Source organism: Flavobacterium cryophilum, assembly GCF_048286555.1.
Classification (GTDB): domain Bacteria; phylum Bacteroidota; class Bacteroidia; order Flavobacteriales; family Flavobacteriaceae; genus Flavobacterium.
The window spans coordinates 89838-116000 of record NZ_JBLVPZ010000011.1; the positions used below are offsets into that span (position 1 = coordinate 89838).

Annotated in this window: 20 protein-coding genes; 17 read left to right on the forward strand and 3 right to left on the reverse strand. The window is 35.7% G+C overall.

Annotated features, from left to right (window positions below; all coding sequences use genetic code 11):
* Positions 1–2: 2 nt before the first annotated feature.
* Positions 3–827 (reverse strand): dihydropteroate synthase, encoded by an 825-nt coding sequence (gene folP / locus ACNQGJ_RS14665; RefSeq protein WP_417974172.1) that lies wholly within the window; start codon positions 825–827, stop codon positions 3–5.
* 88 nt (positions 828–915) lie between these two features.
* Between folP and ACNQGJ_RS14670 the strand changes: the two genes are divergently transcribed.
* From ACNQGJ_RS14670 to ACNQGJ_RS14715, 10 genes are all read left to right on the forward strand, one after another.
* Positions 916–1464 carry a DUF1599 domain-containing protein gene (locus ACNQGJ_RS14670; protein WP_417974170.1) on the forward strand — a complete coding sequence of 183 codons (549 nt, stop codon included), beginning with the start codon at positions 916–918 and terminating at the stop codon, positions 1462–1464.
* Positions 1465–1478: 14 nt separating this feature from the next.
* Entirely contained in the window at positions 1479–2579 is a 1101-nt protein-coding gene (locus ACNQGJ_RS14675) for a BT_3928 family protein (RefSeq protein WP_417974168.1), read from the forward strand.
* A 224-nt stretch (positions 2580–2803) separates the two neighbouring features.
* A complete protein-coding gene (locus ACNQGJ_RS14680) occupies positions 2804–3301 on the forward strand; it encodes a TlpA family protein disulfide reductase (protein ID WP_417974166.1) in 498 nt (165 codons plus the stop codon).
* A 64-nt stretch (positions 3302–3365) separates the two neighbouring features.
* The gene (tpiA, locus tag ACNQGJ_RS14685; RefSeq protein WP_417974164.1) at positions 3366–4118 is read left to right on the forward strand and encodes a triose-phosphate isomerase; all 753 of its coding nucleotides are present in this window, start codon (positions 3366–3368) and stop codon (positions 4116–4118) included.
* Positions 4119–4673: 555 nt separating this feature from the next.
* On the forward strand, positions 4674–5258 hold the full coding sequence (locus tag ACNQGJ_RS14690; protein ID WP_417974162.1) for an RNA polymerase sigma factor: 585 nt from the start codon (positions 4674–4676) through the stop codon (positions 5256–5258).
* A gap of 92 nt (positions 5259–5350) precedes the next feature.
* Positions 5351–6295: a FecR family protein gene (locus tag ACNQGJ_RS14695; protein ID WP_417974160.1), complete on the forward strand. Its 945-nt coding sequence runs from the start codon at positions 5351–5353 to the stop codon at positions 6293–6295.
* 86 nt (positions 6296–6381) lie between these two features.
* Entirely contained in the window at positions 6382–9825 is a 3444-nt protein-coding gene (locus ACNQGJ_RS14700) for a SusC/RagA family TonB-linked outer membrane protein (RefSeq protein ID WP_417974158.1), read from the forward strand.
* 14 nt (positions 9826–9839) lie between these two features.
* The gene (locus ACNQGJ_RS14705) at positions 9840–11270 is read left to right on the forward strand and encodes a SusD/RagB family nutrient-binding outer membrane lipoprotein (protein ID WP_417974156.1); all 1431 of its coding nucleotides are present in this window, start codon (positions 9840–9842) and stop codon (positions 11268–11270) included.
* Between the two features lie 27 nt (positions 11271–11297).
* Positions 11298–12869, forward strand: coding sequence for a calcineurin-like phosphoesterase C-terminal domain-containing protein (locus ACNQGJ_RS14710; RefSeq protein WP_417974154.1), 1572 nt, complete (start codon positions 11298–11300; stop codon positions 12867–12869).
* A gap of 265 nt (positions 12870–13134) precedes the next feature.
* Positions 13135–13986, forward strand: a complete 852-nt coding sequence (locus tag ACNQGJ_RS14715) for an EamA family transporter (protein WP_417974152.1) — start codon at positions 13135–13137, stop codon at positions 13984–13986.
* A gap of 213 nt (positions 13987–14199) precedes the next feature.
* Here ACNQGJ_RS14715 and ACNQGJ_RS14720 read toward each other — a convergent pair whose 3' ends face one another.
* Together ACNQGJ_RS14720 and ACNQGJ_RS14725 are read right to left on the reverse strand one after the other, a co-directional pair.
* Positions 14200–15876 carry an amino acid permease gene (locus ACNQGJ_RS14720; RefSeq protein WP_417974150.1) on the reverse strand — a complete coding sequence of 559 codons (1677 nt, stop codon included), beginning with the start codon at positions 15874–15876 and terminating at the stop codon, positions 14200–14202.
* A 273-nt stretch (positions 15877–16149) separates the two neighbouring features.
* Positions 16150–19065, reverse strand: a complete 2916-nt coding sequence (locus ACNQGJ_RS14725) for an FAD-binding and (Fe-S)-binding domain-containing protein (protein WP_417974148.1) — start codon at positions 19063–19065, stop codon at positions 16150–16152.
* Positions 19066–19313: 248 nt separating this feature from the next.
* On the opposite strand from ACNQGJ_RS14725, the gene ACNQGJ_RS14730 reads away from it, so the two are divergent.
* From ACNQGJ_RS14730 to tpx, 7 genes are all read left to right on the forward strand, one after another.
* Positions 19314–20843: a glycoside hydrolase family 10-like protein gene (locus tag ACNQGJ_RS14730; protein ID WP_417974146.1), complete on the forward strand. Its 1530-nt coding sequence runs from the start codon at positions 19314–19316 to the stop codon at positions 20841–20843.
* A gap of 22 nt (positions 20844–20865) precedes the next feature.
* Positions 20866–22134, forward strand: a complete 1269-nt coding sequence (locus ACNQGJ_RS14735; protein ID WP_417974144.1) for an AmpG family muropeptide MFS transporter — start codon at positions 20866–20868, stop codon at positions 22132–22134.
* Between the two features lie 196 nt (positions 22135–22330).
* The gene (locus ACNQGJ_RS14740; RefSeq protein WP_417974142.1) at positions 22331–23941 is read left to right on the forward strand and encodes a glycoside hydrolase family 3 protein; all 1611 of its coding nucleotides are present in this window, start codon (positions 22331–22333) and stop codon (positions 23939–23941) included.
* Between the two features lie 141 nt (positions 23942–24082).
* Complete coding sequence (locus ACNQGJ_RS14745; RefSeq protein WP_417974140.1) at positions 24083–24721, forward strand: peroxiredoxin; 639 nt, start codon at positions 24083–24085, stop codon at positions 24719–24721.
* Positions 24722–24808: 87 nt separating this feature from the next.
* Positions 24809–25117: a thioredoxin family protein gene (locus ACNQGJ_RS14750; RefSeq protein ID WP_091172170.1), complete on the forward strand. Its 309-nt coding sequence runs from the start codon at positions 24809–24811 to the stop codon at positions 25115–25117.
* A gap of 93 nt (positions 25118–25210) precedes the next feature.
* Complete coding sequence (locus ACNQGJ_RS14755) at positions 25211–25468, forward strand: DUF6952 family protein (RefSeq protein WP_417974138.1); 258 nt, start codon at positions 25211–25213, stop codon at positions 25466–25468.
* A 189-nt stretch (positions 25469–25657) separates the two neighbouring features.
* Positions 25658–26155, forward strand: coding sequence for a thiol peroxidase (gene tpx / locus ACNQGJ_RS14760; protein ID WP_417974136.1), 498 nt, complete (start codon positions 25658–25660; stop codon positions 26153–26155).
* Positions 26156–26163 lie beyond the last annotated feature (8 nt).

The window sequence follows — 26163 nt, forward strand, 5'->3', positions numbered from 1 at the left end:
TTTTATAAATTAATTTTATTGAATAATGTAACGCATTCCACGGCTTCTTTTACATTGTGAACACGAATTATTTTTGCTCCTTTGGACAGTGCCAACGTATTTAAAACCGTAGTTCCGTTTAATGCATTTTCTATTGTAGTTTCAAGCGTTTTATAAATCATTGATTTTCTGGAAACCCCAATCAAAATGGGCAGTTCCAACATGTTAAACAATTCCATTTTTTGGAAAACTTCGTAATTTTGAGCTATTGTTTTGGCAAAGCCAAAGCCCGGATCGATAATTAAATCATTGATTCCAAAACTTCTTGCTTTAGCTATTCGTTCCGAAAAATAGAACAGCATTTCTTGTACAATATCATCATAATTCGTGAGGGTTTGCATAGTTTGAGGCGTTCCTCGCATGTGCATCATAATGTAAGGAACATTATATTTACCAATTACCGCCAGCATTTTATCATCCAAATTTCCTGCTGCAATATCGTTGATGATAGCTGCGCCACTTTCAATCGAAGCTGTTGCCACTCCACTTCTAAAGGTGTCAATCGAGAGTATTGTTTCTGGTAAATGTTTCAAAATCAAATCTACAACAGGAATTATTCTCGAAATTTCTTCTTTTTCCAAGACAAATTCTGCGTTTGGTTTGCTGGAATAAGCGCCAATATCTATAAAATCCGCACCATCAAGTAGCATTTTTTCGACTTGAGAAACAATTTCGGTTTCATTTTTATACTTTCCACCATCAAAAAAAGAGTTGGGCGTCACATTCAAAATCCCCATTACTTTGGGAGTTGATAAGTCAATAAGTATTCCTTTGCAGTTAATGATCATTTGTTTACAGTTTTAAAGACTCCAAAATTCTACATTCAAAAAAATTATCTTATTTTTGAAAAAATTTGAATACAAATATACACCAATAATGAAGAATACTTCAAAGGAATATGATACTGTGATAGCGACTTGTCGTGCGCTGTTTATCAACAAAATGAAAGATTACGGATGTGCTTGGCGAATTTTAAGACTGCCTTCATTAACGGATCAAATCTACATTAAAGCCCAAAGAATTAGAAGCTTGCAAGAAAACGAAGTACGCAAAATTGCTGAAGATGAAACGGGTGAATTCATTGGGATTATCAATTATTCTATTATGGCATTGATTCAATTGGAATTAGGCGTTGTAGAGCAACCCGATTTAAGTGTCGAAAAAGCGACCGCATTATACGATGCCAAAGTTAAAATGACCAAAGATTTAATGCTAGATAAAAATCATGATTATGGGGAGGCCTGGCGTGACATGCGAGTTAGTTCACTAACGGATTTGATTTTACAAAAACTACTTCGTGTTAAACAAATTGAAGATAATAAAGGAAAAACATTAGTTTCTGAAGGAATCGATGCTAATTATCAGGATATGATAAACTATTCGGTTTTTGCCTTGATTTTAATGGATTTTGGAAATAAATATTAAAAGCAACCCTAAATATGAAAAATATAATTACACAATTTTCTAGAATTTTCGTTGGAATCTTATTCATCGTCTCTGGATTAATCAAGCTGAATGACCCTATTGGGTTCTCCTATAAATTAGCGGAGTATTTCAGCGAACCCGTTTTCAATGTGCCATTTTTTGTTCCATTTGCATTAGGAATCGCTTTGTTTTTGGTTATTCTAGAAGTGGTTTTAGGTATTATGTTGCTCATTGGTTACAAAACCAAATTCACTGTTTGGAGTTTATTGATCCTGATTGTCCTATTTACTTTCTTAACTTTTTATTCCGCGTATTTTAATGTGGTAAAAGATTGTGGTTGTTTTGGAGACGCTTTAAAACTCACGCCTTGGCAATCCTTCAGTAAGGATATCATTTTACTTTTCTTTATTTTGATATTATTTTTAAATAAAAAAATGATGAAACCGCTGTTTAGCAATAACGTCCAAAACATAGTCATTTACGCCAGTATCGTTTTATCTTCACTGATGGGAGTTTGGGTTTTAAACCATTTACCGTTTATTGATTTCAGACCTTATAAAGTAGGAAACAATATTCAAAAAGGAATGCGAATTCCTGATGGAGCACAAAAATCAGTTGTAGAAATGGTCTTTATTTACAAAGTTGGTGGTGTTGATAAAGAATTTACCGAAAAAGATTTGATGTCTATTCCTGAAGGTGCCGTATTTGTAGATCGAAAAGACAAAGTTATCACAGAAGGTTACGTTCCTCCCATTCATGATTTTACAATGGAAAAGGACGGTTCAGATTATAAAGAGGAGTTTTTAGATGAACCTAAATTGATGTTGATTACGGCTTACGATTTGGATAAATCCGACTACAGTGGAATGTTAAAATTAGAAAAACTGAATCAGGATGCTACAGCAAAAGGTTATAAAGTGGTTGCAATGACTGCTTCTTCACCAGAAGAAATAGCTTCTGCACAAAAACAATTCGGATTAACATTTGACTTTTATTTTTGTGATGCGATAACGGTCAAAACAATTGAAAGAGCCAATCCAAGCATTGTATTACTTGAAAAAGGAACAATCCTACAAAAGGTACATCACAACGATATTGCCGATTTAAAATTCTAAAATAAAATATAAAAATATAGAGTCGTAAAGTCAGCGTAGAAAACTTTACGACTTTATACATGGAAGAATAACAACTATTTTTCAGACAACCTTGTATCATATCAAGCAAGTATTTTAAACTATATCGATATTGCTTTGACATTTACTAAAAATACTTCCATAATTCCTTGTTGTATATTATGTATTCAATTTGTTTGTTTAACTTTGTTAAAAACAATACTATAATGAAAAGAATAATAACATTACTAATTGCGTTTGTGACACTCTCTTGCACTTCAAATTCGCAAAAAACTGAATTCTCCAAAGAAGCTTTATCTGAAACCCTTTTAGCCACTGATGGAAGTCAAGTTGCTTTTAAGGATATTTTGGAAAAACACAAAGGGAAAACATTGGTAATAGAAGTGTGGGCTTCCTGGTGTGGCGATTGTGTAAAAGCAATGCCTAAACTAAAAGAATTACAAGCTAACAATCCGGATGTTGGTTACCTATTTATTTCAATGGACAAAACTGCCGATAAATGGAAAGCTGGAATTGAAAAACACGAACTGAAAGGAGATCATTTCATGGCAAATGACCAAATGAAAGGTGTATTTGCAAAAGCTGTTGATCTTGATTGGATTCCCAGATACATTGTTGTAGACAAAAATGGAAAGATTGTTTTATACCGTGCCATAGAAACTGATTTTGATAAAATCAACGAGACTCTTAAAAATTTAAAATAATACACTGCACTGATCAATCGCAATATTGATAAACTATAACCAAAACTAATATAATACAACTAAGATGAGGAAGAAGATCGTTGCCGGAAACTGGAAAATGCATAAAAATGCAGAGCAAACTGAAGATTTACTGAATGAATTAATAGCAAAAATTCCAACTGATACAATAGCACAAGTAATTGTAGCTCCTACATTTGTAAACTTGGCTTCAGCTGTTGATCATTTAGAGTTCACAAATATCGATGTTGCTGCACAAAACGTACATCAAACAGAAAGCGGTGCTTTTACAGGCGAAATTTCAGCTGATATGTTAAAAAGTGTTGGTGTAGATATTGTAATTCTGGGGCACTCAGAACGCAGAGCAATTTTTCATGAAACGGATGTTTTGATTGCTAATAAGGTAAACACTGCTTTGGAACATGATATGATGGTTATTTTTTGCTTCGGAGAAGAGTTAAAAGACCGTCAATCAAAAAATCATTTTAATGTGGTAGAAAACCAATTGCGAGATGGTTTATTCCATATTGAATCAAAAGATTGGGATAGTGTAGTTTTGGCCTATGAGCCCGTTTGGGCAATAGGAACAGGAGAAACAGCTTCTCCGGAACAAGTGCAAGAAATGCATGCATTCATCAGAGAAACAGTTCGTAAAGCTTTTGGAAGTGAAATTGCTGAAAGCGTATCGATACTTTACGGCGGAAGCGTAAAACCTGAAAATGCAAAGGAAATATTCTCAAAACCAGATGTAGACGGTGGTCTTATTGGTGGTGCAGCTTTAAAAGCAGATGATTTTGTAGCAATTGTAAATGCTATCTAAATACCATTTTTAGATTATGCCTAGTCCTGAAAAAATCTGACACTCATAAGATTTTAAATTAGGACTATTCTTGAAAAAATTATAAAGTTTTTACATAAAATAAAAGTGCAATTATTAAAACAAAAAAAGAAAAAACTTCAAAGGTTTTTTCTTTTTTTGTTTTAATAACTTGCTTGAGTCAAGCCTCATTTACAGTTAAATTCTAAAAACTTAAGTGAGGCTTATTTTTATTAAAAATAGTAATTGATTCCCTCCCTCCGTTTGACACCAATACAATCCTACCGATTCTAAGCTCAAGAGATTATGTACATGATTTTGCACATAACCCAATCATACTCTTTGTGTGTTCCTTAGAATTTATGCTGACTCTTCGACGGTCCGCCAGTCTAAAAACATGCAGTGTTGCAGACATGAGAGAAATCGTACCTAACGAACAACTACACTTTTTTCACTTACCTAATCGGCACAAATCATCGACATTCGTTAACCATAGCTTAAACTCATTTCGAATTCCAACCACCTAAAATTGACTTCATTTGTAGCAACTACAAAAGAATGAAAACATCACTATTACTATTATCGGATACAGAACTGCAAAAAAAACTACAGTGCCAAGATCAGCTTGCCTTTGAAGTCTTGTTTGACCGTTATTGGAAAAGATTGTATTGCTTTGCTTTTAAAATCTATAAAGAAGAAGCCATTTGCGAAGATATTGTACAGGAAATATTTATCAGTCTCTGGGAAAAATCCACTAACACCACCATTGACAATTTAGAAGGCTATTTACTCCGAGCCGTCAAATACAAAGTAGCCAACCACATTCGGGATTTAAAATTTGATTCTGGACACCTTGAAATACTTCAAAACATTCCGCATCCTACGAAAACGGACAAGCACTTAGTATACCAAGAATTTGAAGCTGGAATTTTTAGAGAAATTAAAAAATTGCCCCCCAGAAGTCAGGAAGTATTAATCCTTAGCCGATTGGAGCATTACACCAATATTGAAATAGCCCAAAAATTAGGTCTCTCAGTCCGCACCGTAGAAAAGCATATCAGTGATGCTTTAAAATTGCTTAAAATGAAGATCGACCCCTATCAATTCTCGGTTTTCATTACCGGAATGTTGCTGCAATGTTAATCTGCCTACACTTTTGTTAACAAATCTTTAAGACTAAATTTTCTACTACGTAAAAAGTATACAAGCGGGTACTTATAGTAAAAAGACCCATTTTGCAAAAAGAAGACTTCATCGCATTAGCTCAAAAATATGCCCAAAGTAAATGTTCCTTATCCGAAAAAGAAGCAGTGGAAAACTTCTTCTTAAAACAAATAGAGAAAGAACAAAATACCATTATCCTTTCGTTAACCGAAGAAAAAGGGAATGCAATACTGCATAAAGTAAATACTAAAATAAATAAGCCAAAAGGGAAACTTCGGGCTTTGTATTTTAAAACGGCTAAAATCGCAGCAATTGCACTTGTTTTACTTGGGATTACTTTTTTGATAAACCAATCAACAAATAAAAATCTCATAACCCAATCTGCTGCTAAAGGAGAAATAAAAACACTTTTTTTACCCGATGGGAGCGAGTTAATTTTAAATGCCAATAGCAGTGTTACGTACTCGACTGACTTCAAAGACAACCGAGCGCTAATCCTCAAAGGAGAGGCCTATTTTAAAGTGGTACGAAATCCAAAAAGTCCTTTTACGGTAGAGACCCCACAATTCAAAATCAAAGTTTTAGGAACTTCTTTTACCATCAAAGCGCATGCAAATTACCCCAGCACCATCAGTGTTCTTTCGGGTAAAGTGGAAGTGAATTCAAAAGAGAATCCGAGTCAAAACGTTTTCTTAACCAAAAATCAACAACTACGCTTTACAAAATTACAATTGCCGCAGCTTTCAAACGATTCTCGTGAAGACTTCTTGGCTTGGACAAAAAACATTGTGATACTCCAAAATACAAGCCTTGGTGAAACTGCCGAAATTTTGAGAAATAAATTTAATGTTACCATTCTTTTTGACAATCCGAAATTACAACAACTCCGGATCTCCGGAAAATTTAAAGACGAAAACATCACTACGATCCTCAAAAGTATTGCAGAGGTAAAACAATTAGAAATCGATTTTCAAACCCCAAATAAAATTTTTATACGAGAAAAACCAAAGAAATAATTACTGGAATTCGCTATTAAAATCAAGATTAAGTTGCATTCGAAATGAGATCCTATTAAAAAATTAAACACTTAAAAATCATTAAAATGAATTTGAAAATCCAATTTCTTTTTTCCATGAAATTAAAAAAATACCTGTATCTGTTCAGTTTCCTCTTTCTATTTTCTGAAACCTATGCCATTAGTGCTGTAAAATATGAGGAAAAAAATCTCTCTATCAATATAAAAGAAGTCCAAATTATAGAAGTATTTGATATCTTGGAGCAAAAGACCAATTACACCTTTGTTTTTGATGAAAAAATATCCTCTTCAAAACAACGTTTAACTTTATTGGCAAACAAGGAAAGTATAAATACTATTTTAAATAAAATTACAGCCCAAACAGGTTTCCAATTTAATCGAATCAACAATACTATTTCTGTTACGAAATCCACTTCGACCCAGCAACTTATCCGCGGTAAAGTGAACGACTCTCAAGGGATGCCACTACCAGGCGCAACCGTTTTAGAAAAAGGAACTACAAATAGCACCACAACTGATTTTGACGGAAATTTTAGTCTAAACACAAGCGCTGCTACTACGGTATTAGTGATTTCCTACATGGGTTTTGATGACAAAGAAGTACCTGCGAATAATTCAGCCCTACTAGTAATACGCTTAATAGAGAACACTAATGCGCTTAACGAGGTGGTGGTAACCGCATTAGGAATTAAAAGAAAAGAAAAACAATTGGGTTTTTCGCAACAAACCATTAGTGCTGATAAACTGGCACAAACAGCTCCGAACAACTGGTCTTCCGGTTTAAAAGGAAAGGTGGCCGGTTTAAATATCGTTTCCTCAGGATCCGGTCCTTTAAATTCACAACAAATTACCTTGAGAGGAAATAATTCGCTGAACCCCAATGGAAATAATGCTTTAATCGTTGTAGATGGCGTTCCCATCAACAGTAAAATAACTAGTTCAGGATCAAACAGCGCTTATATGGGCAGCGATTCTCCTGTTGATTTTGGTAACGGAATTTCAGACCTTAACTTGGACGATATTGAAAATGTAACCGTCTTAAAAGGTCCTGGAGCAACGGCACTTTATGGTAGCCGTGCTGCGAATGGCGCTTTAATCATTACGACCAAATCCGGTAAAAAAAATAAAGGGCTTGGAATTACTTATAACTCAGGAATCACTTTTGATGTAATTCAGCGTTGGCCTGATTACCAATATGAATATGGTCAGGGTACCGGAAAATCATTTGACAAAAATAAAAATCCGTATTATTCCTATTTAAGTTCTGCCGACGGAAATAATACCGGGTCAACCAGCAGCGCCTGGGGTCCAAAATTTGACGGACAATCTTACTTCCAATACGATCCTTTGACAGAAACACAGGGAGTAGAAAGAACACCTTGGATTCCTTACAAAAATAATATTAAAGATTTCTGGCGTACCGGAACCACTATAAACAATAGCATTACGCTTCAGGGCGGGGACGAGAATGGCTCTATGAGAATGTCTATTGGCCATTCAAAAAATGAATGGATTATGCCCAATACCGGATTTGAAAGAATAACGGCTTCTGTAAATGCTGATTATAAAATATCGGATAAAATTAAAATTACTTCGGTGATTAATTACAATAACAGAGACAGTGACAATTTACCAAGCACCGGATATAATAATGGTTCTATTGGCTACTTTACTATTTTCCAAAATCCAAATGTTGATCTCGATTGGTACAAACCTATTTGGAAACAAGGTCAGACCCAAATTCAACAGCTGCAACCTTTCAGCAGTTATATTGACAATCCCTATCTGATTGCCAATCAAGCGACAAATTCTTTAGCGAGTAACCAAATCGTGGGTAATTTAAATGCTACAATCCAGTTGGCTCCTAATTTAGATCTTTTACTGAGAACCGCATTAAACACTTACCACCAGGATCGGGAACAAAAAAGACCCTTTAGCATCAATCGCTACGCAAAAGGATTCTTTAGAACTCAAGATGTTTTTATGCAGGAAGTAAATTCTGATTTTTTATTGACCTATAAAAATAAACTATCTAAAGATTTTTCTTTTTCTGCTTCGGCGGGAGGAAATGCCATGAGCTATAAATACCAGAGAATGGATGCGGCTATTGAAGGCTTGGTCGTTCCTGATGTTTACAAATTGGCCAACGGCATCAGCAATCCCATCATTAGTGTAAATGACAGTTATAAAAAAGTCAACAGTTTATACGGACTGTTCTCTTTCTCTTTTAAAGATCAAATTTTCTTGGATCTAACGGGCAGAAATGACTGGTCCAGCACTTTACCGGTACAAAATAACTCTTTCTTTTACCCATCAGTGAATACCAGTTTTATTCTTTCTGAAATTTTCAACTTACCTAAATCTTTAGAATATTTTAAATACCGATTATCCCTTGCCCAGGTAGGTAACGATACTGATCCGTACAGAACTAGTAAATACTACGATCAATCTGCCTTCGCAAGCTCGGCAGTAGCACCGTCAACGCTGTACAACGCGAATTTTAAACCGGAAATCACCACCAGTATTGAAACTGGTTTTGAAGGGCGATTATTCAAAAACCGAATCAATTTTGATGCAACGGTATATCAAACAACGACAAAAAACCAAATCATTTCTGTTCCCTTAGACATCACAACGGGATTCAGCTCAGGGGTTATGAATTCAGGCGAAGTTCGAAATCGAGGTATTGAACTTACCCTGACCGGAAAAATAATCAACCTAAATAAATTCAAGTGGTCTACAACGCTAACCTGGTCTAAAAACTGGAATCGCGTTATGGAACTTGCCGATGGTATTCAAGGCCAACAAACCATTGGATCAGGAGGATCAGCAACTTTAATTGCCAAAGAGGGCGGGACAACAACCGCAATTTATGGTTATGGTTTTGTACGATCTCCTGACGGACAAATTGTATATGATAAGGCGGGCTTGCCAGCTTATCCAGATGAAATTCAGTATATAGGCGATGCAACACCCGATTGGAGAGCAGGATTATACAACAGTTTTAAATTTGGAAATCTAGGTTTAAATGTCATGCTCGATGGTCAACTTGGCGGTATTATCTATTCGCAAACGCACCATAAACTTACCCAAATGGGAAAACTAATGTCCACAATGAAAGGACGTGAAGAAGGAGTGATTGTAGGAGAAGGAGTGGTTTTAAATTCAGACGATACGTATTCCCAAAACACCACTAAAGCATTGACGCCAGACTGGTACAATCGGTATTACCGCAGAGCCAATGTCGAGTCCAACTCTTTTGAAGCTTCCTATGTAAAATTGAGAGAAGTAAGTCTTCAATACAGCATATCATCTGAGTGGCTGAAAAATACCGGCATTACAAGCTTAGATCTATCCGTTTTCGGTAGAGACTTAGCGGTTCTTTCTGACTTTCCTATTTTCGATCCGGAAACGGCAGCATTAAATGGAGATACTATTTTACCGGGTATCGAAATGGGTCAAATGCCTACACCAGCTACCTACGGTTTTAACTTAAAAGTAAATTTCTAAACTATTATTTAAAGATGAAAAAGATAAAAAATTTTACTGCAACTTTAGCCTTAGTCCTGCTAAATTTTGCTTGCACGGGCGACTTTAGTGAACTCAATGAAGATCCAAATCGGATTGCCCAAATAAGTCCGGGAACTTTAATAAACCCCATCATTTATGGTTTGGCTACACACAATGCCAACCGGAGTGCCAGTGTAACTTTCGATTTGATGCAGGTATCGACGCCCTTCCCCAGCGTTTCTGGAGGGCTTCACCGCTATGATTTAAGTCAGGAAATAGGGTATTCGTCTTGGGCAAATTATTACAAATGGCTCAATAATATTAAGGAAATGAAGGCCGAAGCCATACGAGCAGAAGATCGCAATTATGAAGCGATTGCACTGACGTTAAATGCTTGGGTTTATGCCAATCTTACTGATATTTTTGGACCGGTTCCCATGACCGAAGCCGTAAACGGAGAGGAAGGCAACCTCTACCCTGCATTTGATTCGCAAGAATTGATCTACACAACTATTTTAGCTGATTTAGAACGAGCAAATACACTGTATAATACCGCTACTCCAATGATTTATGCCAGTGACATCCTCTTTCAGAACAATGTCACGAAATGGAGAAAATTTACTAATTCCCTACAAATGCGTTTGTTGCTGAGAATATCCAACCGTACGGAAACCAATTCTTTTCAGAAATTGGCAACGATGATTCAAAATCCAACACAATACCCTGTTTTTGAAAATACTTCCGAATCTGCGATCCTGAAAGTGACTGGAGTAACCCCGAACGTTTCTCCGTGGGGAAGACCGCAGGATTTTAGTTTAAACACAAAAATAGCCTCCTTTTTCATTGACAATCTCAACACCATGGCAGATTCCCGAAGACCTGTTATCGCTAGTGTTGCCCGAGACTTGAACAATGTTTCCATCGGTTACAAAGGTATTCCCAGTGCCTATGCCGGTGCTGAATCTCAGTTTACCTACAATGCTTCTACTTTTAATGCCGCTCAAATCACCAATCCCATGAATATTTTCTTGATGACTTATGCCGAAGTAGCATTTATAAAAGCCGAAATGGCACAAAGAGGATTCACTACGGGTGCCGAATTGCATTATAAAAAAGGAGTTCAGGCAGCAATGGAGCAATTGGGAGCCCAAATACCCACTACTTATTTCGAAAATTCGCCAGCAGCGTATGATGGCACCTTAGAAAAAATCATGCTTCAAAAGTATTATGCCCTCTATTTTATTGATTACCAACAATGGTTTGAATACCGTAGAACAGGATTTCCTGTACTTCCAAAAACGACTGCTATGGAGAATAATGGACTTATGCCGTCCCGTTTTTACTATCCGACGAGTATTCAAATCAACAACCAGCAAAATTACCTCAAAGCGGTCGAAATGTTGGGCGCAGATGATATTAACACTAAAGTATGGTGGGATAAATAAAAAATCTTAATTAAAAATAAATAAACGATGAAAAAAATATTTCTGTCCGTATGTACTCTTTTGTGTTCGATCCCTTTTATGGCACAAACCAATGTTCAGGGTTTTGTTTTCGAAGACAACAATGAAAACGGTAAAAAAGAACGAAAAGAAAAAGGAATTGCTAATGTTTCCGTAACCAATGGTCTGGAAGTGGTCCTTACCGATGAAAAAGGAAAATACATCCTTCCGATTAATGATGATGCGATCATAGCCGTTATAAAACCTGCCAATTATAAAGTCGGCGTGAATGAAAATAATCTGCCGCAGTTTTTTTACAATCACAAACCTAAAGGTTCTCCAGAATTAAAATTCAAAGGAGTAGACCCAAGTGGAAAACTACCGAAATCAGTCGATTTTGGTTTAGTTCCGCAACAGGAAAACCAAGAATTTACAGCCCTTATTTTTGGTGATCCGCAACCCTACACACAGGCTGAAGTCGACTTTTTTGCCAAAGGGATTGTAGCTGAAGTAGAAGGAATTAAAAATGTTCCTTTCGGATTGAGTTTGGGCGATTTGGTGGGGAATGACCTTGCTCTTTTTAATCCTTATATAAAAGCGGTAAAAAAAGCAGGAATTCCGTGGTACAATTTACTGGGCAATCATGATCTTAATTTTGATGCAACCACAGATGAAATGGCCGATGAAACTTATGAAGCACATTTTGGCCCAGCCAATTACGCCTTCAATTACGGGAAAGTGCATTTTATCGTAATGGATAATGTGCTTTATCCCGATCCTCGAAATCAAAAAGGATATTGGGGTGGTTTTACACCAAATCAGTTGCAGTTTATTGCCAATGATTTAAAACTGGTACCAAAAGAGCATTTAATAGTGCTGGCTTTTCATATTCCAATAAGTGAAACCGAGGGAGATTCATTCAGAGATGCGGATAGAGCAAAACTATTCGAACTTTTAAAAGATTTTCCAAATACCCTTTCTCTTTCTGCTCATACCCACATTCAACGTCAGGATTACTTTGGCAAAACCGAAGGCTGGTTACAGGAAAAACCGCACCATCATTACAATGTTGGAACCACTTCCGGAGACTGGTATTCCGGAAAACTGAATTCCGAAGGAGTTCCGGTTTCGACCATGCGCGATGGAACACCAAAGGGATACGCTTTTATTAATTTTAACGGAAATCAATACAGTTTGGAGTATAAAGTTGCGGGTAAACCCAAAACATACCAAATGGACGTTTTCGCGCCCAAAGTTGTCGAAAAAGGCCGTTCTAGCCGATCCGGAATTTATGTGAATTTCTTTATGGGAAGTAAAAACGACAGCCTCGAATACCGTGTAGACCAAGGCGAATGGAAAACGATGTTGTATGTAGAGGAAATAGATCCATCTTATGCGACTGAGGTTTATGAATGGGATTTAACCGAAGAATTAATTCCCGGAAGACGCTCATCTAATCCTATCGAAAGCAAGCACCTTTGGAGAGGAAAAATTCCAACGAATCTTGAAATAGGATCGCATCGCATCGAAATTAAAGCAACAGATCAATTTGGAAAAACATATTCCGAAACAACTTCTTACCGTTTAGAGAATCAGAAATAAGTTTTTTTTTTTTTTAAGGCTCGCTAAAGATTTTAATCTAGGCGGGCTTTTTTTATAACTACATAGGAGTAGTCCTGAAAGATCAAAAAACCCCAATAAAAATTGGGGTTTTTTATGATTTTATCGCAGTATCCGTGCTATATTACCATTAAAAATGCCAATTAAAAAAAAGTAAACCAAAAAACAAACACGATTCCCTTTTCCGTTAGTGTCTATGCAAACCAAACATATAAATAGTATTTTTACAGCAAAAATATATAAATCTATGTTATTTCTAATTTTAAGTATTATTTGCAGTGTGACCGTGGGCGTTGTATTTAAAGTGTCTCGTAAATACACCGTTAGCCACACCCAAATAATCACTTGGAATTATGTGTTTGCAGGTATACTTTGCTACATTTCTTTCCGTCCAGATTTAAATACCGTTAAAACTGCAGCACCATGGTGGCTTTTTATTGCAATAGGTGTTTTATTACCTTCTATATTTCTTTTTTTGGCTGCATCCATAAAGCACATGGGAATTGTAAAAACCGACGCTGCCCAGCGACTCTCCCTGTTTATTCCTATCCTTGCAGCTTGGCTACTATTTAAAGAAGAATTCAGTATCCTTAAAATTTCGGCTTTCTTATTGGCAATTCCTGCGCTGTTGCTTATTCTCACTAAAAACAGAGAAAATACTAAAAACAAATGGGGGTATCCAGCTGCAGTTTTGATTGGCTTTGGAGTTATAGACATTCTGTTCAAACAAATCGCTGCACATACCAGTTTACCTTATACTACCTCCCTATTTGTAATCTTAGGAATTGCAATGACAATAATGATTATTGTGGTTGCATATGAAGTTATTGTAAAAAAAGTACCATTAAAGATCAATAACATACTTTTTGGCGGTTTAGTAGGTATTTTTAATTTTGGAAATATTCTATTCTACCTTAAAGCACATCAGGAATTTTCAAACACTCCCTCAACCGTTTTTGCCGGTATGAATATGGGCGTGATTATTATGGGGAGTCTTGTAGGTGTTTTAATTTTTAAAGAAAAACTGAGCAAAATGAACCTGATTGGTCTGTTTTTAGCTTTAGTAGCGATTGTTTTAATCGTACGGTCGCAGCTCTAAAAAGCAAAATTTGCAACCGTTTGCCTCACTGCATTCAACTTCTTTAAATCGACATGCAAGCAATATCAAACCTACCTAACGTTGAGAATCAATCTTAAATAAATATTATTTTGGGCTCCATAGCATTTTTTAATACTTGCCTAAAAATCACAAAAAAACCGTCGAGTTTGTTAACGCGACGGTTTTTTATGAACAACGTATTACTTTTTTAAATTACCTGTTAAGATTCAATTTACTGTTTTTATATCCGTAACTAAAGTAGAACACTAATCCGATCAATAACCAAATACCAAACCATTTCCAGTTAGAAACTGCCATCCCAGTCAGTAAATAACAGCACGAAATTAAACCCAATAAAGGTATTAAAGACAGGTTTTTGAGAAAAGCTAGAACCGCCATTGCTATACAGAGTATAAAAAAGATGATCATTGTGCTATTTGTTCCAACATTATCCGACGAGAAATCAAAGGTATCCGAAAAGAATGTTGGAAATAGATACTGTATTAAAACGGCTGAAACTATCACAATAGCTGGGAAAATAAACTTTGAGTTGATATATGGAATTTTAAATTTTCCATTAGTCTGACGTTCCGCAATTTCAGCTTCACTTTGAGGAGATAACATTAAAACTCCACCACACACTAATACAAAGGCGAATAAGGTACCAATACTAGTAAAGTCCAATACGAAGTTTTCATCGGTGAAAAATATTGGAATCCCAACCACTAGACCAGTTATAATAGTTGCAAAACCCGGTGTTTTATATTTTGGATGAATTTTTCCAAATTTCTTTGGCATCAGTCCATCACGACTCATCGTCATCCAGATACGTGGCTGTCCCATTTGAAAAACCAACATTACACTGGTCATAGCTACTACAGCGGCAATGGAAACTATAAACAACATCCATTTCACGCCTTTTAAAGCAAATATTTCAGCTAGCGGATCGCTAACACCCAGCAATGTATACGAAACCATTCCTGTAATTATCAAAGCTAAAATGATATAAACAACGGTACAAACCAGTAAGGAATAAATCATGCCGCGCGGCAAATCACGTTGTGGATTTTTACTTTCTTCTGCCAATGTTGAAACGGCATCAAAGCCGATATAGGCAAAGAAGACTGCCGAAACACCACCCATAACGCCTTTGAACCCATTTGGCATAAATGGACTCCAATTGTCAATATCTACATAAAAAGCGCCGACAATAATTATCAAAACAATTATTACCAACTTGATCATTACCATCACATTGCTGATATTCCTGGACTCCCGCGTGCCTCTGTAAACCAAAGAAGTGATTAATAAATTGATTACAACAGCTGGCATATCAAAAATAATTTTCAAGCTGCCCAACATTGGTGCGTTTTGCCATGCATTAAGCCCCTCTCCAGTTTTATTTTCCAAAAAGGCGGAATGTGCCGATTGATAATTTATCGTGAGCCATTCGGGCAAATAAATATGAAAAATTTCCAATAAATTCGTAAAATAACCACTCCATGAAAAAGCAATATAAATGTTCCCGATAGAATATTCCATTATCAATGCCCATCCGATAATCCATGCAAATAATTCCCCAAAAGAAACATATGCATATGTATACGCACTCCCTGAAACTGGAACTCGTGAAGCAAATTCAGCATAGCACATAGCGGTAAATCCACAAGCAATCGCACAAATAATGTAGAGAATTACTACTCCGGGGCCTCCTGAAAAACACGCATTTCCTATGGCGCTAAAAGTTCCTCCACCAATAATTGCAGCAATCCCGAAAAAAGTAAGATCTCTAACAGTCAATACTTTATGAAGTTCCGTATGCTCACCATCACCACCTTGCTGTAGTATTGTTGTTGTTGATTTTCTTCTAAATAAATCTAAAAATGCCATATTGTAAATTTTATCATTAAAAATTAATATTCTGTAAATAATATGTTTTTATGTTAGATATTATGCAAATTATCTTCAAAAATCAAAAGTATAAAACAAATTGAACTAATGTCGCTTCTGTAACTATTTTTTTTATTATTTTTTAATACGAATAAAATGATTTATTTTGCGATTAAAAAAGTCAAATAAAACAATTTTAGACTTAAAAAAAGAAAATTTACTAAACCAAAAAATAATTTTTTAATTGCTTTATGGTGTATTGTGATTTACTAATTATATCAAGCATTCCCTTAAAATTGTCACCGGATGTAATGCTTTTCTGCGGGTTCCGTCAAAAATCTGGTGACGACAGCTAGTCCCCGCTGCAGCGATAATTACAGTCGCTTCGGTTGCTCTAATTTTTGGAAACAACGTATCTTCACCCATTTGCATGCTGATATCATAATGTTCTTTTTCATATCCAAAAGAACCTGCCATTCCGCAACAACCCGAATTATAAATGGTAACCGAACTATTTTTGGGTACATTCAACATCGCAAAAGTCGCTTCCATGGTGCTCAATGACTTTTGATGGCAGTGTCCGTGAATTTTTATTGTTTTCTCCTGATTAGAAAATTGTTCTGCATGAATTTTACCTTCTGTAATTTCATTTTTAAAAAACTCTTCAATCGTAAATACATTTTTAGCTAATTTTGCAGCACCTACTTTATCGTCTGCCAATCGAATGTATTCGTCTCTAAAGGTCAATATCGCCGAAGGTTCGATTCCTATTAACGGACAATCCGCAGTAATATAACCCGAAAAAACGGCAACATTTATATTTGCAATTGCTTTTGCTTCTTCCAGAAAACCTTTTGAAATAAAAGCTCTTCCACTTTCTTCATGATCTACCAAAATAACTTCATATCCTAAGGCTGTCAATAACTCATACGCATCAATTCCCACCGAAACATCATAGAAATTAGTAAATTCATCACAAAACAAACATACTTTTCCGTTTACAAAAGAATCACTTGGCTCCTGATTCCAATTTTTCTCGTACCATTTTCTAAACGTCATGGGAGCCAAAAGCGGCACTTTTCGTTTTGAGGCTATTCCCATGCTCTTTTTCACCAAAGGTAAATTAACCATGAAATTAGTAAACTTGGGAGTAATACTTCCCAGACCATTCAATTTAGCATTAAACGCAAATACTTTATTGCGCCATGAAAATCCATTAGCTTTTTGGTAGTGGTACAAAAACTCCGATTTTAACGCTGCCACGTCCACGTTACTGGGACATTCGCTGGCACAAGCTTTACAACTCACACACAAGTCAAATACTTTATACAATTCCTCGTGGTCGAACTTGTTGTCTTTTTCGGAATGTGTCAAATATTCTCTTAGCGCATTGGCTCTGGCACGCGTCGTATCTTTTTCATTTCGGGTCGCGCGGTAACTGGGACATAAAGTCCCGCCTGCCGAAGGTAATTTTCTGCAATCGCCTGAACCATTGCATTTTTCCGCTGCACGCAAAATTCCCATACTATCCGAAAAATCCTGAATTGTTTGTATATCCGGTTCTGCTCTCCCCGCTTCCACCCGAAGGTTTTCATCCATTTTGAACGCATTTACGATTTTCCCAACGTTCAGGATAGTGTTAGGATCAAAAGCATGTTTGATTCTTTTCAACAATTCATAATTCTGGTCGCCTATCATAAAAGGCAAAAACTCGCCGCGAACAATTCCGTCTCCATGTTCTCCACTTAGCGAACCTCTATATTTTTTTACCAAAATGGCTACTTCAGTTGCGATGTTTCTAAATTGATGCAGCCCTTCTTTTGTTTTCAAATTCAAAACCGGCCGCAAGTGAATTTCTCCGGCTCCGGCATGTGCATAATAAATGGCACTTTGTCCATGACGTTCCATCATAGCGGAGAATCCGGCAATGTAATTGGGTAAATCGCTCAACTCAACAGCGGTATCTTCAATAGAATCAGCCGCTTTATTATCGCCAACAATACTTCCTAAAAGCCCAAGTCCAGCTTTTCGCAACTCATTTATTTTATCAATATCAGCTCCGTAAATTTTTGGCAAAGCATACCCGAAATTATTTCTTTCCAAATCAGCAATTAAATCATCAGCTTGTCTTTCGGCATCTTCCATACTGTAATGCGACGCCACTTCGAGCATGATAACCGCTTTTGGTTCGCCTTGAATGAAAAATCTGTTTTTAGCTTGTTCCCGGTTGGTTTTGGTACAATCCAATATCGTATCATCCATCATTTCACAAGTGTACAAATGATGTTTCATAGCAGTAACAACAGCTTCTAAACTTTCCTGAATGGTATGAAAATGCGCCACTACCATCACATTATTCGTTGGTGGCAACTCGTCTACTTTCAACGTAATTTCGGTGGTAAAAGCCAACGTTCCTTCGCTTCCGCAAAGGAGTTTTCCTAAATTTATCGTGTTTTCTGTTCCTCCAAAAAGGTCCGATTTTAATAATAAATCAATCGCATATCCGGTATTTCTTCGGTGAATTTCCGGTTTTGGAAATTCCTTTATAATCTCTTTTTGGTTTTCTGTATTCGAAAGTTCCTCATAAATGGCCCTATAAATAGAACTCTCAAGCGTATTTCCCTTTGTTTTTTCAAGGAATTCTGCCGAACTCATTTCTTTAAATACTACTGAACTTCCATCACTCAAAACTGCTTTAATTTCCACTATTTTATCTCGGGTAACTCCGTACCGAATTGATGTGGTTCCAGATGAGTTATTGCCGACCATTCCTCCTATCATACAGCGATTTGATGTTGAAGTATTGGGCCCAAAAAACAATCCGTGTTCTTTTAAATATAAATTCAGTTCATCCCGAATTACTCCCGGCTGTACGGTAACCGTTTTTTTTACGGAATCAAAAGCGACAATTTTCGTAAAATGTTTCGAAACATCTACGATTATTCCGTTGCCTACCGTTTGTCCTGCTAAGGAAGTTCCAGCAGTTCGGGGCGTAATTGAAATTTTATTTTTTGCTGCAAAGCGAATAATATTTATAATATCTTCCTCTGATTTTGGAATCGCAACAGCAAGTGGTACAATTCGGTAAGCAGAGGCATCTGTGGCATACAGTGTTTTATGGAGATCATCGTATAAAAGTGTTCCTTCTAATGATTGAGATAATTGTTCTAGGTGAGGCGTGATTGACATTTAATGTAGTAAATTGATATTATTTTCAAAAATATAAATATATACCTTATTATAAGATAAAAAATCAAATAAGAAAAATTCAAAACATTTAAAATCCTTTTATTGTTTGTCAGAAACGGCATTCAAACAACTTTAGAAAAAATTGGCAAAGAAATTGCGCTGTTAAAATAAGTCAAATTTTAAAACCATTTTGAATGGTAGATTTCACTAAAAAAACTATTTTTGAATACTTTTTAAACAAGACTCTAATGAAAAATTGCAAGTACACCCTATTGCTTATTATGTTCCTTTTACTATCTTTTTGGAATGGTAACGCACAAGCAATAGCCACAAATCCAAAAAATGAATTTAGAGCCGTTTGGATTGCTACCGTGGTAAATATTGACTGGCCAAAAACCAGTACTGATAACGTTGCCAAACAAAAAGCGGATTATATTGAGATCTTAGAAACTTATAAAAAACTTAATTATAATGCCGTTATCGTTCAGATTAGAAGCGTTGGCGATGCTTTTTACCCAACAAAATTAGCGCCTTGGTCCCGTTTTTTGACCGGAAAAGAAGGACAGGCTCCCAAACCTTATTTTGATACATTAGCATGGATGATTGCTGAAACCCATGCCCGAGGTTTTGAATTTCATGCGTGGATGAATCCGTACAGAGCTACAATGGATTACAATACCTCGCTTTTAAGTCCGGAACATGATTTTTTTAAATATCCGGAATGGATGATAAAATACGGTGGAAAATATTATTACAATCCGGCATTGCCCGAAGTTCAAAATCATTTATTGACCGTTGTTAAAGAAGTTGTTCAAAATTATGATATTGATGCCATTCATTTTGATGATTATTTTTATCCGTACCGAATTAAAGGAGAAGCATTTAATGATACTGATTCTTTTACAAAATATGGAAACGGAATGAGTTTAGAAGATTGGCGGCGTGATAATGTGAATACTTTTGTAAAAGATGTTTCGGTTTCTATCAAAAATATAAAACCTTGGGTACAATTTGGTATCAGCCCGTTTGGAGTTTGGAGAAATAAATCAGTGGATCCGAAAGGTTCAGATACAGAAGCAGGACAAACGAATTACGATGATTTATTTGCTGATCCGTTAGCGTGGATGGAAAATAAATGGATTGATTACCTCGTTCCGCAATTGTACTGGAGTATGGATCATCCTAAAGCATCCTATTCCAAATTATTGCGTTGGTGGTCTGAAAACTCAACGAATACCGCAATTTACATTGGAAACGGAACATATAAAATAAATACCGATTCTGATAAAAGATGGAATAATCCATATGAAATTCCGAATCAGATTGACATCACCAGATCCTACAAGAACATTCAAGGAAATGCTTTTTTTAGTGCCAAATCATTTTTGAACAAAAATCAAAGTGTGACTCGATTACTGGAAAATAACCAATACAAATATCCTGCTCTTCCTTACGTTGTTCCTAATTTTGTCAAAAAAGTAGCAGCTGTCCCTACGGTAAATTCACTTGTCAAAAACCCGATTTCATCCAGTTTTAATGTCAATTATCCTGAGAACAGCCAAGTGCGTTATGTAATGGTTTATGGATCTACACTCAAAACTCAAATTGATGTAAATGATCCGAGTCAAATCATCAACAAAATTGCCTTTACTGAAAAAACGGCAGTTGAAGTTGTAATTCCAACATACAAATTAGATAAAAATAATTCCTGCGCCATTACATTCATTGATTTTTATGGTAATGAAAGTGAAGCAACATTTGTCAACTTTACACTATAAAATTGAATTGAATATGTTAAAAATGAAAACAGACAATAGACCTTGGTATTGGATCCCCGTTTTAAACTTTGCTTCCGGATTGCCTTATGCCATCATTATTTCGGTATCGGTAATTATGTATAAAAACCTCGGAATCAACAATGAAGATATTGGAATTTATACCAGTTTACTGTATTTACCGTGGGTAATTAAACCGTTGTGGAGCCCATTTATTGATCTCTATTCGACTAAAAGGAAATGGTTTTTAACGATGCAATTACTCATTTCTGTTGCTTTTTTAGTGGTGGGTTTAACTATTCCTTTAAGTAATTTTTTCGTTATTAGTTTAGCCGTTTTTTGGGTTGCTGCATTTGCTTCCGCTTCTAATGATGTTGCCAGCGATGGATTCTATATGCTGGCATTACAGAAAGACCAACAATCCTTTTTCCTTGGAATTAGAAGCACTTTTTATAGACTTTCCATGCTGACCGGCAATGGATTAATCGTGTTTATTGCGGGTTATTTAGAACAAGAATATGGCGATAAGCAAAAAGCATGGTCCTACACGATGGTAATTGTAGGTGTCATTATGACTGTAATTACCATTTATAATTATTTTTCGACTCCAAAAATTGAAGCAAAAATCGTGGAAACAAAAACGGAATCACCTGCAGATAAGAGTTTCGGAGCCGTTTTCGCTACTTTTTTTCAAAAGAAACAAATTGGTTTAGTTTTGGCTTTCATTTTATTGTTTAGATTAGGGGAATCTCAATTATTAAAAATGTTAACGCCTTTTTTAATCGATCCTATAACTTCCGGCGGAATGGGATTATCCACACAGGATGTTGGCGTTATTTACGGCACCTTCGGGGTTATTTCATTAACTGTTGGTGGTATTTTGGGCGGTATTGTCATATCTAGAGATGGATTAGGAAAATGGATGCTTCCCATGATTTTAGCGATGCACTTACCCATAATAGGATTCATATTGCTCTCCCATTTTCATCCGAGTTCGGTTTTCTATATTTATGCAACGGTAATTGTGGAACAATTTGGTTATGGATTTGGTTTTGCCGCGTTCATGATGTATTTAATTTATGTGGCTGATGGCGAATCAAAAACGTCCCACTACTCTATCGCAACCGGATTTATGGCTTTAGGAATGATGCTGCCGGGAATGTTGAGCGGTTTTATTCAAGAATATTTGGGTTATGGAAATTTCTTTATTTGGGTATTTTGCGCCACCATACCAGGATTGCTATTATCACGCTTTTTGATATTTCCTGCCGATTTCGGAAAAAAGACCGAATGACAGAATGTACGTGAAGAATACCGATATACTTCGAAACACCGATAAAAACAGATTCTTAAAATTAAAATTTAAACAAATAAAAAAAGCACTTGCGTTAAACCGATAAAAACAGTTTTACAAAATTCGTTTTTATCTGCATTTTCGCAATAGCAAATCCGTCGAATCCGCAGACTATAAAAGCATAAAATTCTAACTAATGACATTAGAACAAAAAATAGGTCAGTTTTTTTTTCCCGCCGTTTTTATCAATGATACCGAAGAAAACGTTCAAGCTACTGAACGATTAATTAGAGAACACAATATAGGTGGATTGACTTTTTTTCACAGTCGAGCCAGCGCTGCGACGAATTATGAAACCAAGAAAAAAGTAGTTTTAAATAGTGATAGTTTTCAACGATTAAAGGAACTGATTGTCAGGTTTCAAAAGTGTGCTACGACTCCTTTATTAATGAGTATTGATGCAGAATGGGGATTAGCCATGCGCGTCGAAAAAACACCTCAATACTCCTATAGCATAACACTGGGTGCTTTGCCTGACAGTGAAAAACATCTGGTTTACGAAGTTGGGAAACAGATAGGATTAGACTTAAAATCCGTTGGAATTCATTATAATTTAGCGCCGTTAGCGGACATCAATAACAATCCTAACAATCCTGTAATTGGTTACCGTTCTTTTGGTCAAAACAAAGAAAAAGTAGCTGATTTTGCTCTTGAATATCTCAGAGGAATGAATGATGTGGGTATTTTAGGTTGTCTGAAACATTTTCCCGGACACGGAAATACGAATGTCGATTCGCATTTAGGACTACCCGTTTTAAAAGAAACACTTGAAGAATTATTAGATAACGAACTATATCCTTTTATAAAAGGAATTGAAAATAATGTCGATTCGATTATGATTGGCCATTTGGCAGTTCCCGCTTTAAACGAAGGGAAAGACACTTCGGCGACATTATCAAAATCAGTAATCGAAACGCTTTTGCGCAAGCAATTAGGCTATGATGGCTTAGTGATTTCGGATGCGTTGAATATGCATAGTGTTTCTAAATTATACGATAAAAAAGGACAACTGGAATGGGAAGCTTTCAATGCCGGAAATGATGTATTGTGCTTTGCAGAAAATGTTCCCGAAGGAATTCAGGAAATCCTAAAAAATGCAACCTCCGAAAGAATTGAGGCCAGTTTTCAGCGCATCTGGAAATGCAAAGAAAAAGCAGGAATTGTAGAAGAAAAACTATGTTTGCCAAACCTTTCAGGGAATGACTTTGATTTTGAAACTACTTCGGAATTAAATCTTAAAATTGCTCAAAACTGCATTACAAAAATAAAGGACAATTACAATACCGGGACCGTTTTTGACGCAAAGAACAGAGGAGGTCTCGCCAAAATCAGCATCTATAAAAATACCGATACTGTATTTTTCAATACCTTAAATAACGCTTTGCCGTCACCAGAATTTAGTTACGAAACGGGCGGTAATTCCGCTCTGAATGATTTGAAAAAAGAACTGAACAAATTTGACACATTAATCATTTCTTTATTTGTTCCAAAAGCAAAACCTTTGAACAATTTTGATATTGACGACGCCGTACTTCAATTTTTAGGCGATTTATTTAATACCAAAAAATGTGTTTTGTATGTTTTTGGAAATCCATATGCATTGCAATTAATCCCAAATTTGGAACATGCTTCAGGAATTGTAGCAATGTACCAAGATTTTCCAGAATTTCAAGTAGCGGCCGCCGCGCAACTTTTAGAAAACACAGAATGTAAGGGAACGCTACCTGTAGAGGTTAGTGGTATATAGCTTACCGTTTGCATTTCGCAAAAAATAAGCATAAGAAATTCTTATTTTAAAATAAATATTTATAATCATAATTTATACCGATTACCTTTAGTTTGCGCTACTTTTGCACTAACAAAAAAACAATTTAAAAAAGTAAATAAAATGTCATTAGTAGGTAAAAAATTTCCAAATATAGCAGTAGACGCAATCTCTGAAATGGGTGATAATTTAAAAATCAATATTTTCGAAGAAGCAACAAAAAACAACAAGAAAGTACTTTTGTTTTGGTACCCAAAAGATTTTACTTTTGTTTGCCCAACTGAATTACACGCTTTTCAAGCAGTTTTATCGGAATTCGAACAAAGAAACACAATTGTTATAGGTGCTTCTTGTGACACAAACGAAGTACACTTTGCTTGGTTAAATACGGCGAAAAACAATGGTGGAATTGAAGGAGTTACCTACCCAATTCTTGCTGATACAAACAGAAATTTATCTAATATTTTAGGAATTCTTGATGTTGAATCAACGAGCTACAGCGAAGAAACTGATTCTATCATTATCGAAGGTTCAAATGTTACTTACAGAGCTACTTACCTTATTGATGAAACTGGTAAAATTTTCCACGAAAGTGTAAACGATATGCCATTAGGTCGTAATGTAAATGAGTATTTACGTATGGTTGATGCTTACACACACATTCAGGAAAAAGGAGAAGTTTGTCCTGCAAACTGGGAAGCTGGAAAAGAAGCCATGACCGCTGACAGAGAAAGCACTGCTGAATACTTAAGTTTAAACTAAATCAATAACAATGTCAATTGCAATATCAAATTTCAAGTATAAATATTGAATATTGGTACTGCAATTGACTTTTTAAATTTAAAAAATATGTTAATCGAATTAACTGAAGATACATTACAAGATTTAATTGCAAAAGACGAAAAAGTAGTGGTTCAATTTTCGGCATCATGGTGCGGGAATTGCCGAATTATGAAGCCAAAATTCAAAAAATTAGCGTCTGAAAATGAAACAATCACTTTTGCTCTTGTCGATGCTGAAAATTTTCCAGAATCCAGAAAATTAGCGAATGTGAGTAATTTGCCGACTTTTGCCACTTTTGTGAATGGTAAATTGGTAAACGAAACTCAAACAAATAAACAAGAAGTGTTAATTGAATTAGTAAACGAAATCGTTTAATTTGGTTATTCGTTAATTCGGTTAATCGTTTAAAATTAACGATTCCCTTTTTAAATAAACATATCAACGAATAACCAAATAAACAACAAGAAAATGAAATTACCCGTAATTAAGCATTTAACCCAGTTTATAGAAGAAAATGATGAAGATTACATCATCGAAACAATCGAGGTTCTGGAAGCAATGACTGAAATTTCGTCATTGAAAGATGAAGAATTGGATGTTATTGGGGAATTAATTTCTAATATGTACGGCGCTTTAGAAGTAAATAAGCTGATAAAAACCGGAACTGATAAAAAAGATGCATTAAACACTTTCATGAAACGTGTTATGGGTTCTATCGATAAATAAAGTGATTTTCTAATTCCAAATTTCTAAAACGCACTCCGCAATGAGTGCGTTTTTTTATACCATAAACCAAAACCACATTCGAATCTACCGGTTGAAAATTTGAACCAAAAAGGTAAACTTATCACGACATTTGAGGACAAATTCTTAAATAATTTTCATACTTTTGAACCTCATTAAAAAACAAACATTATGGCTTCAATAACATTAGGGGGAAACCCAACACAAACTTCAGGAGAATTACCAAAAGTAGGAACTAAAATTGCTGATTTTAAATTAGTTAAAACCGATCTTACCTATAGTTCACTAGCTGACTTTGCTGGAAAAAAATTAGTGTTGAATATTTTTCCAAGTGTTGATACTGGAACTTGTGCAGCCTCAGTTCGAAAATTTAATGAAAGTGCCAGTACTTTAGAGGATACCACTGTTTTATGTATTTCAAGAGATTTACCATTTGCTCAAAAACGTTTTTGTGGTGCCGAAGGACTTGATAATGTTGTTAATTTATCTGATTTTTTAGAAGGAAGTTTTGGTAAGGCAAACGGTTTAGAAATAACTGACGGCCCTTTAACTGGACTGCATTCAAGAGTTATTATCGTTGTTGATGAAAACGGAACAATTATACATACGGAACAAGTTGCTGAAATTGCAGATGAACCAAACTACGAAGCTGCTTTAGCAGTACTTTAACAGCAGCC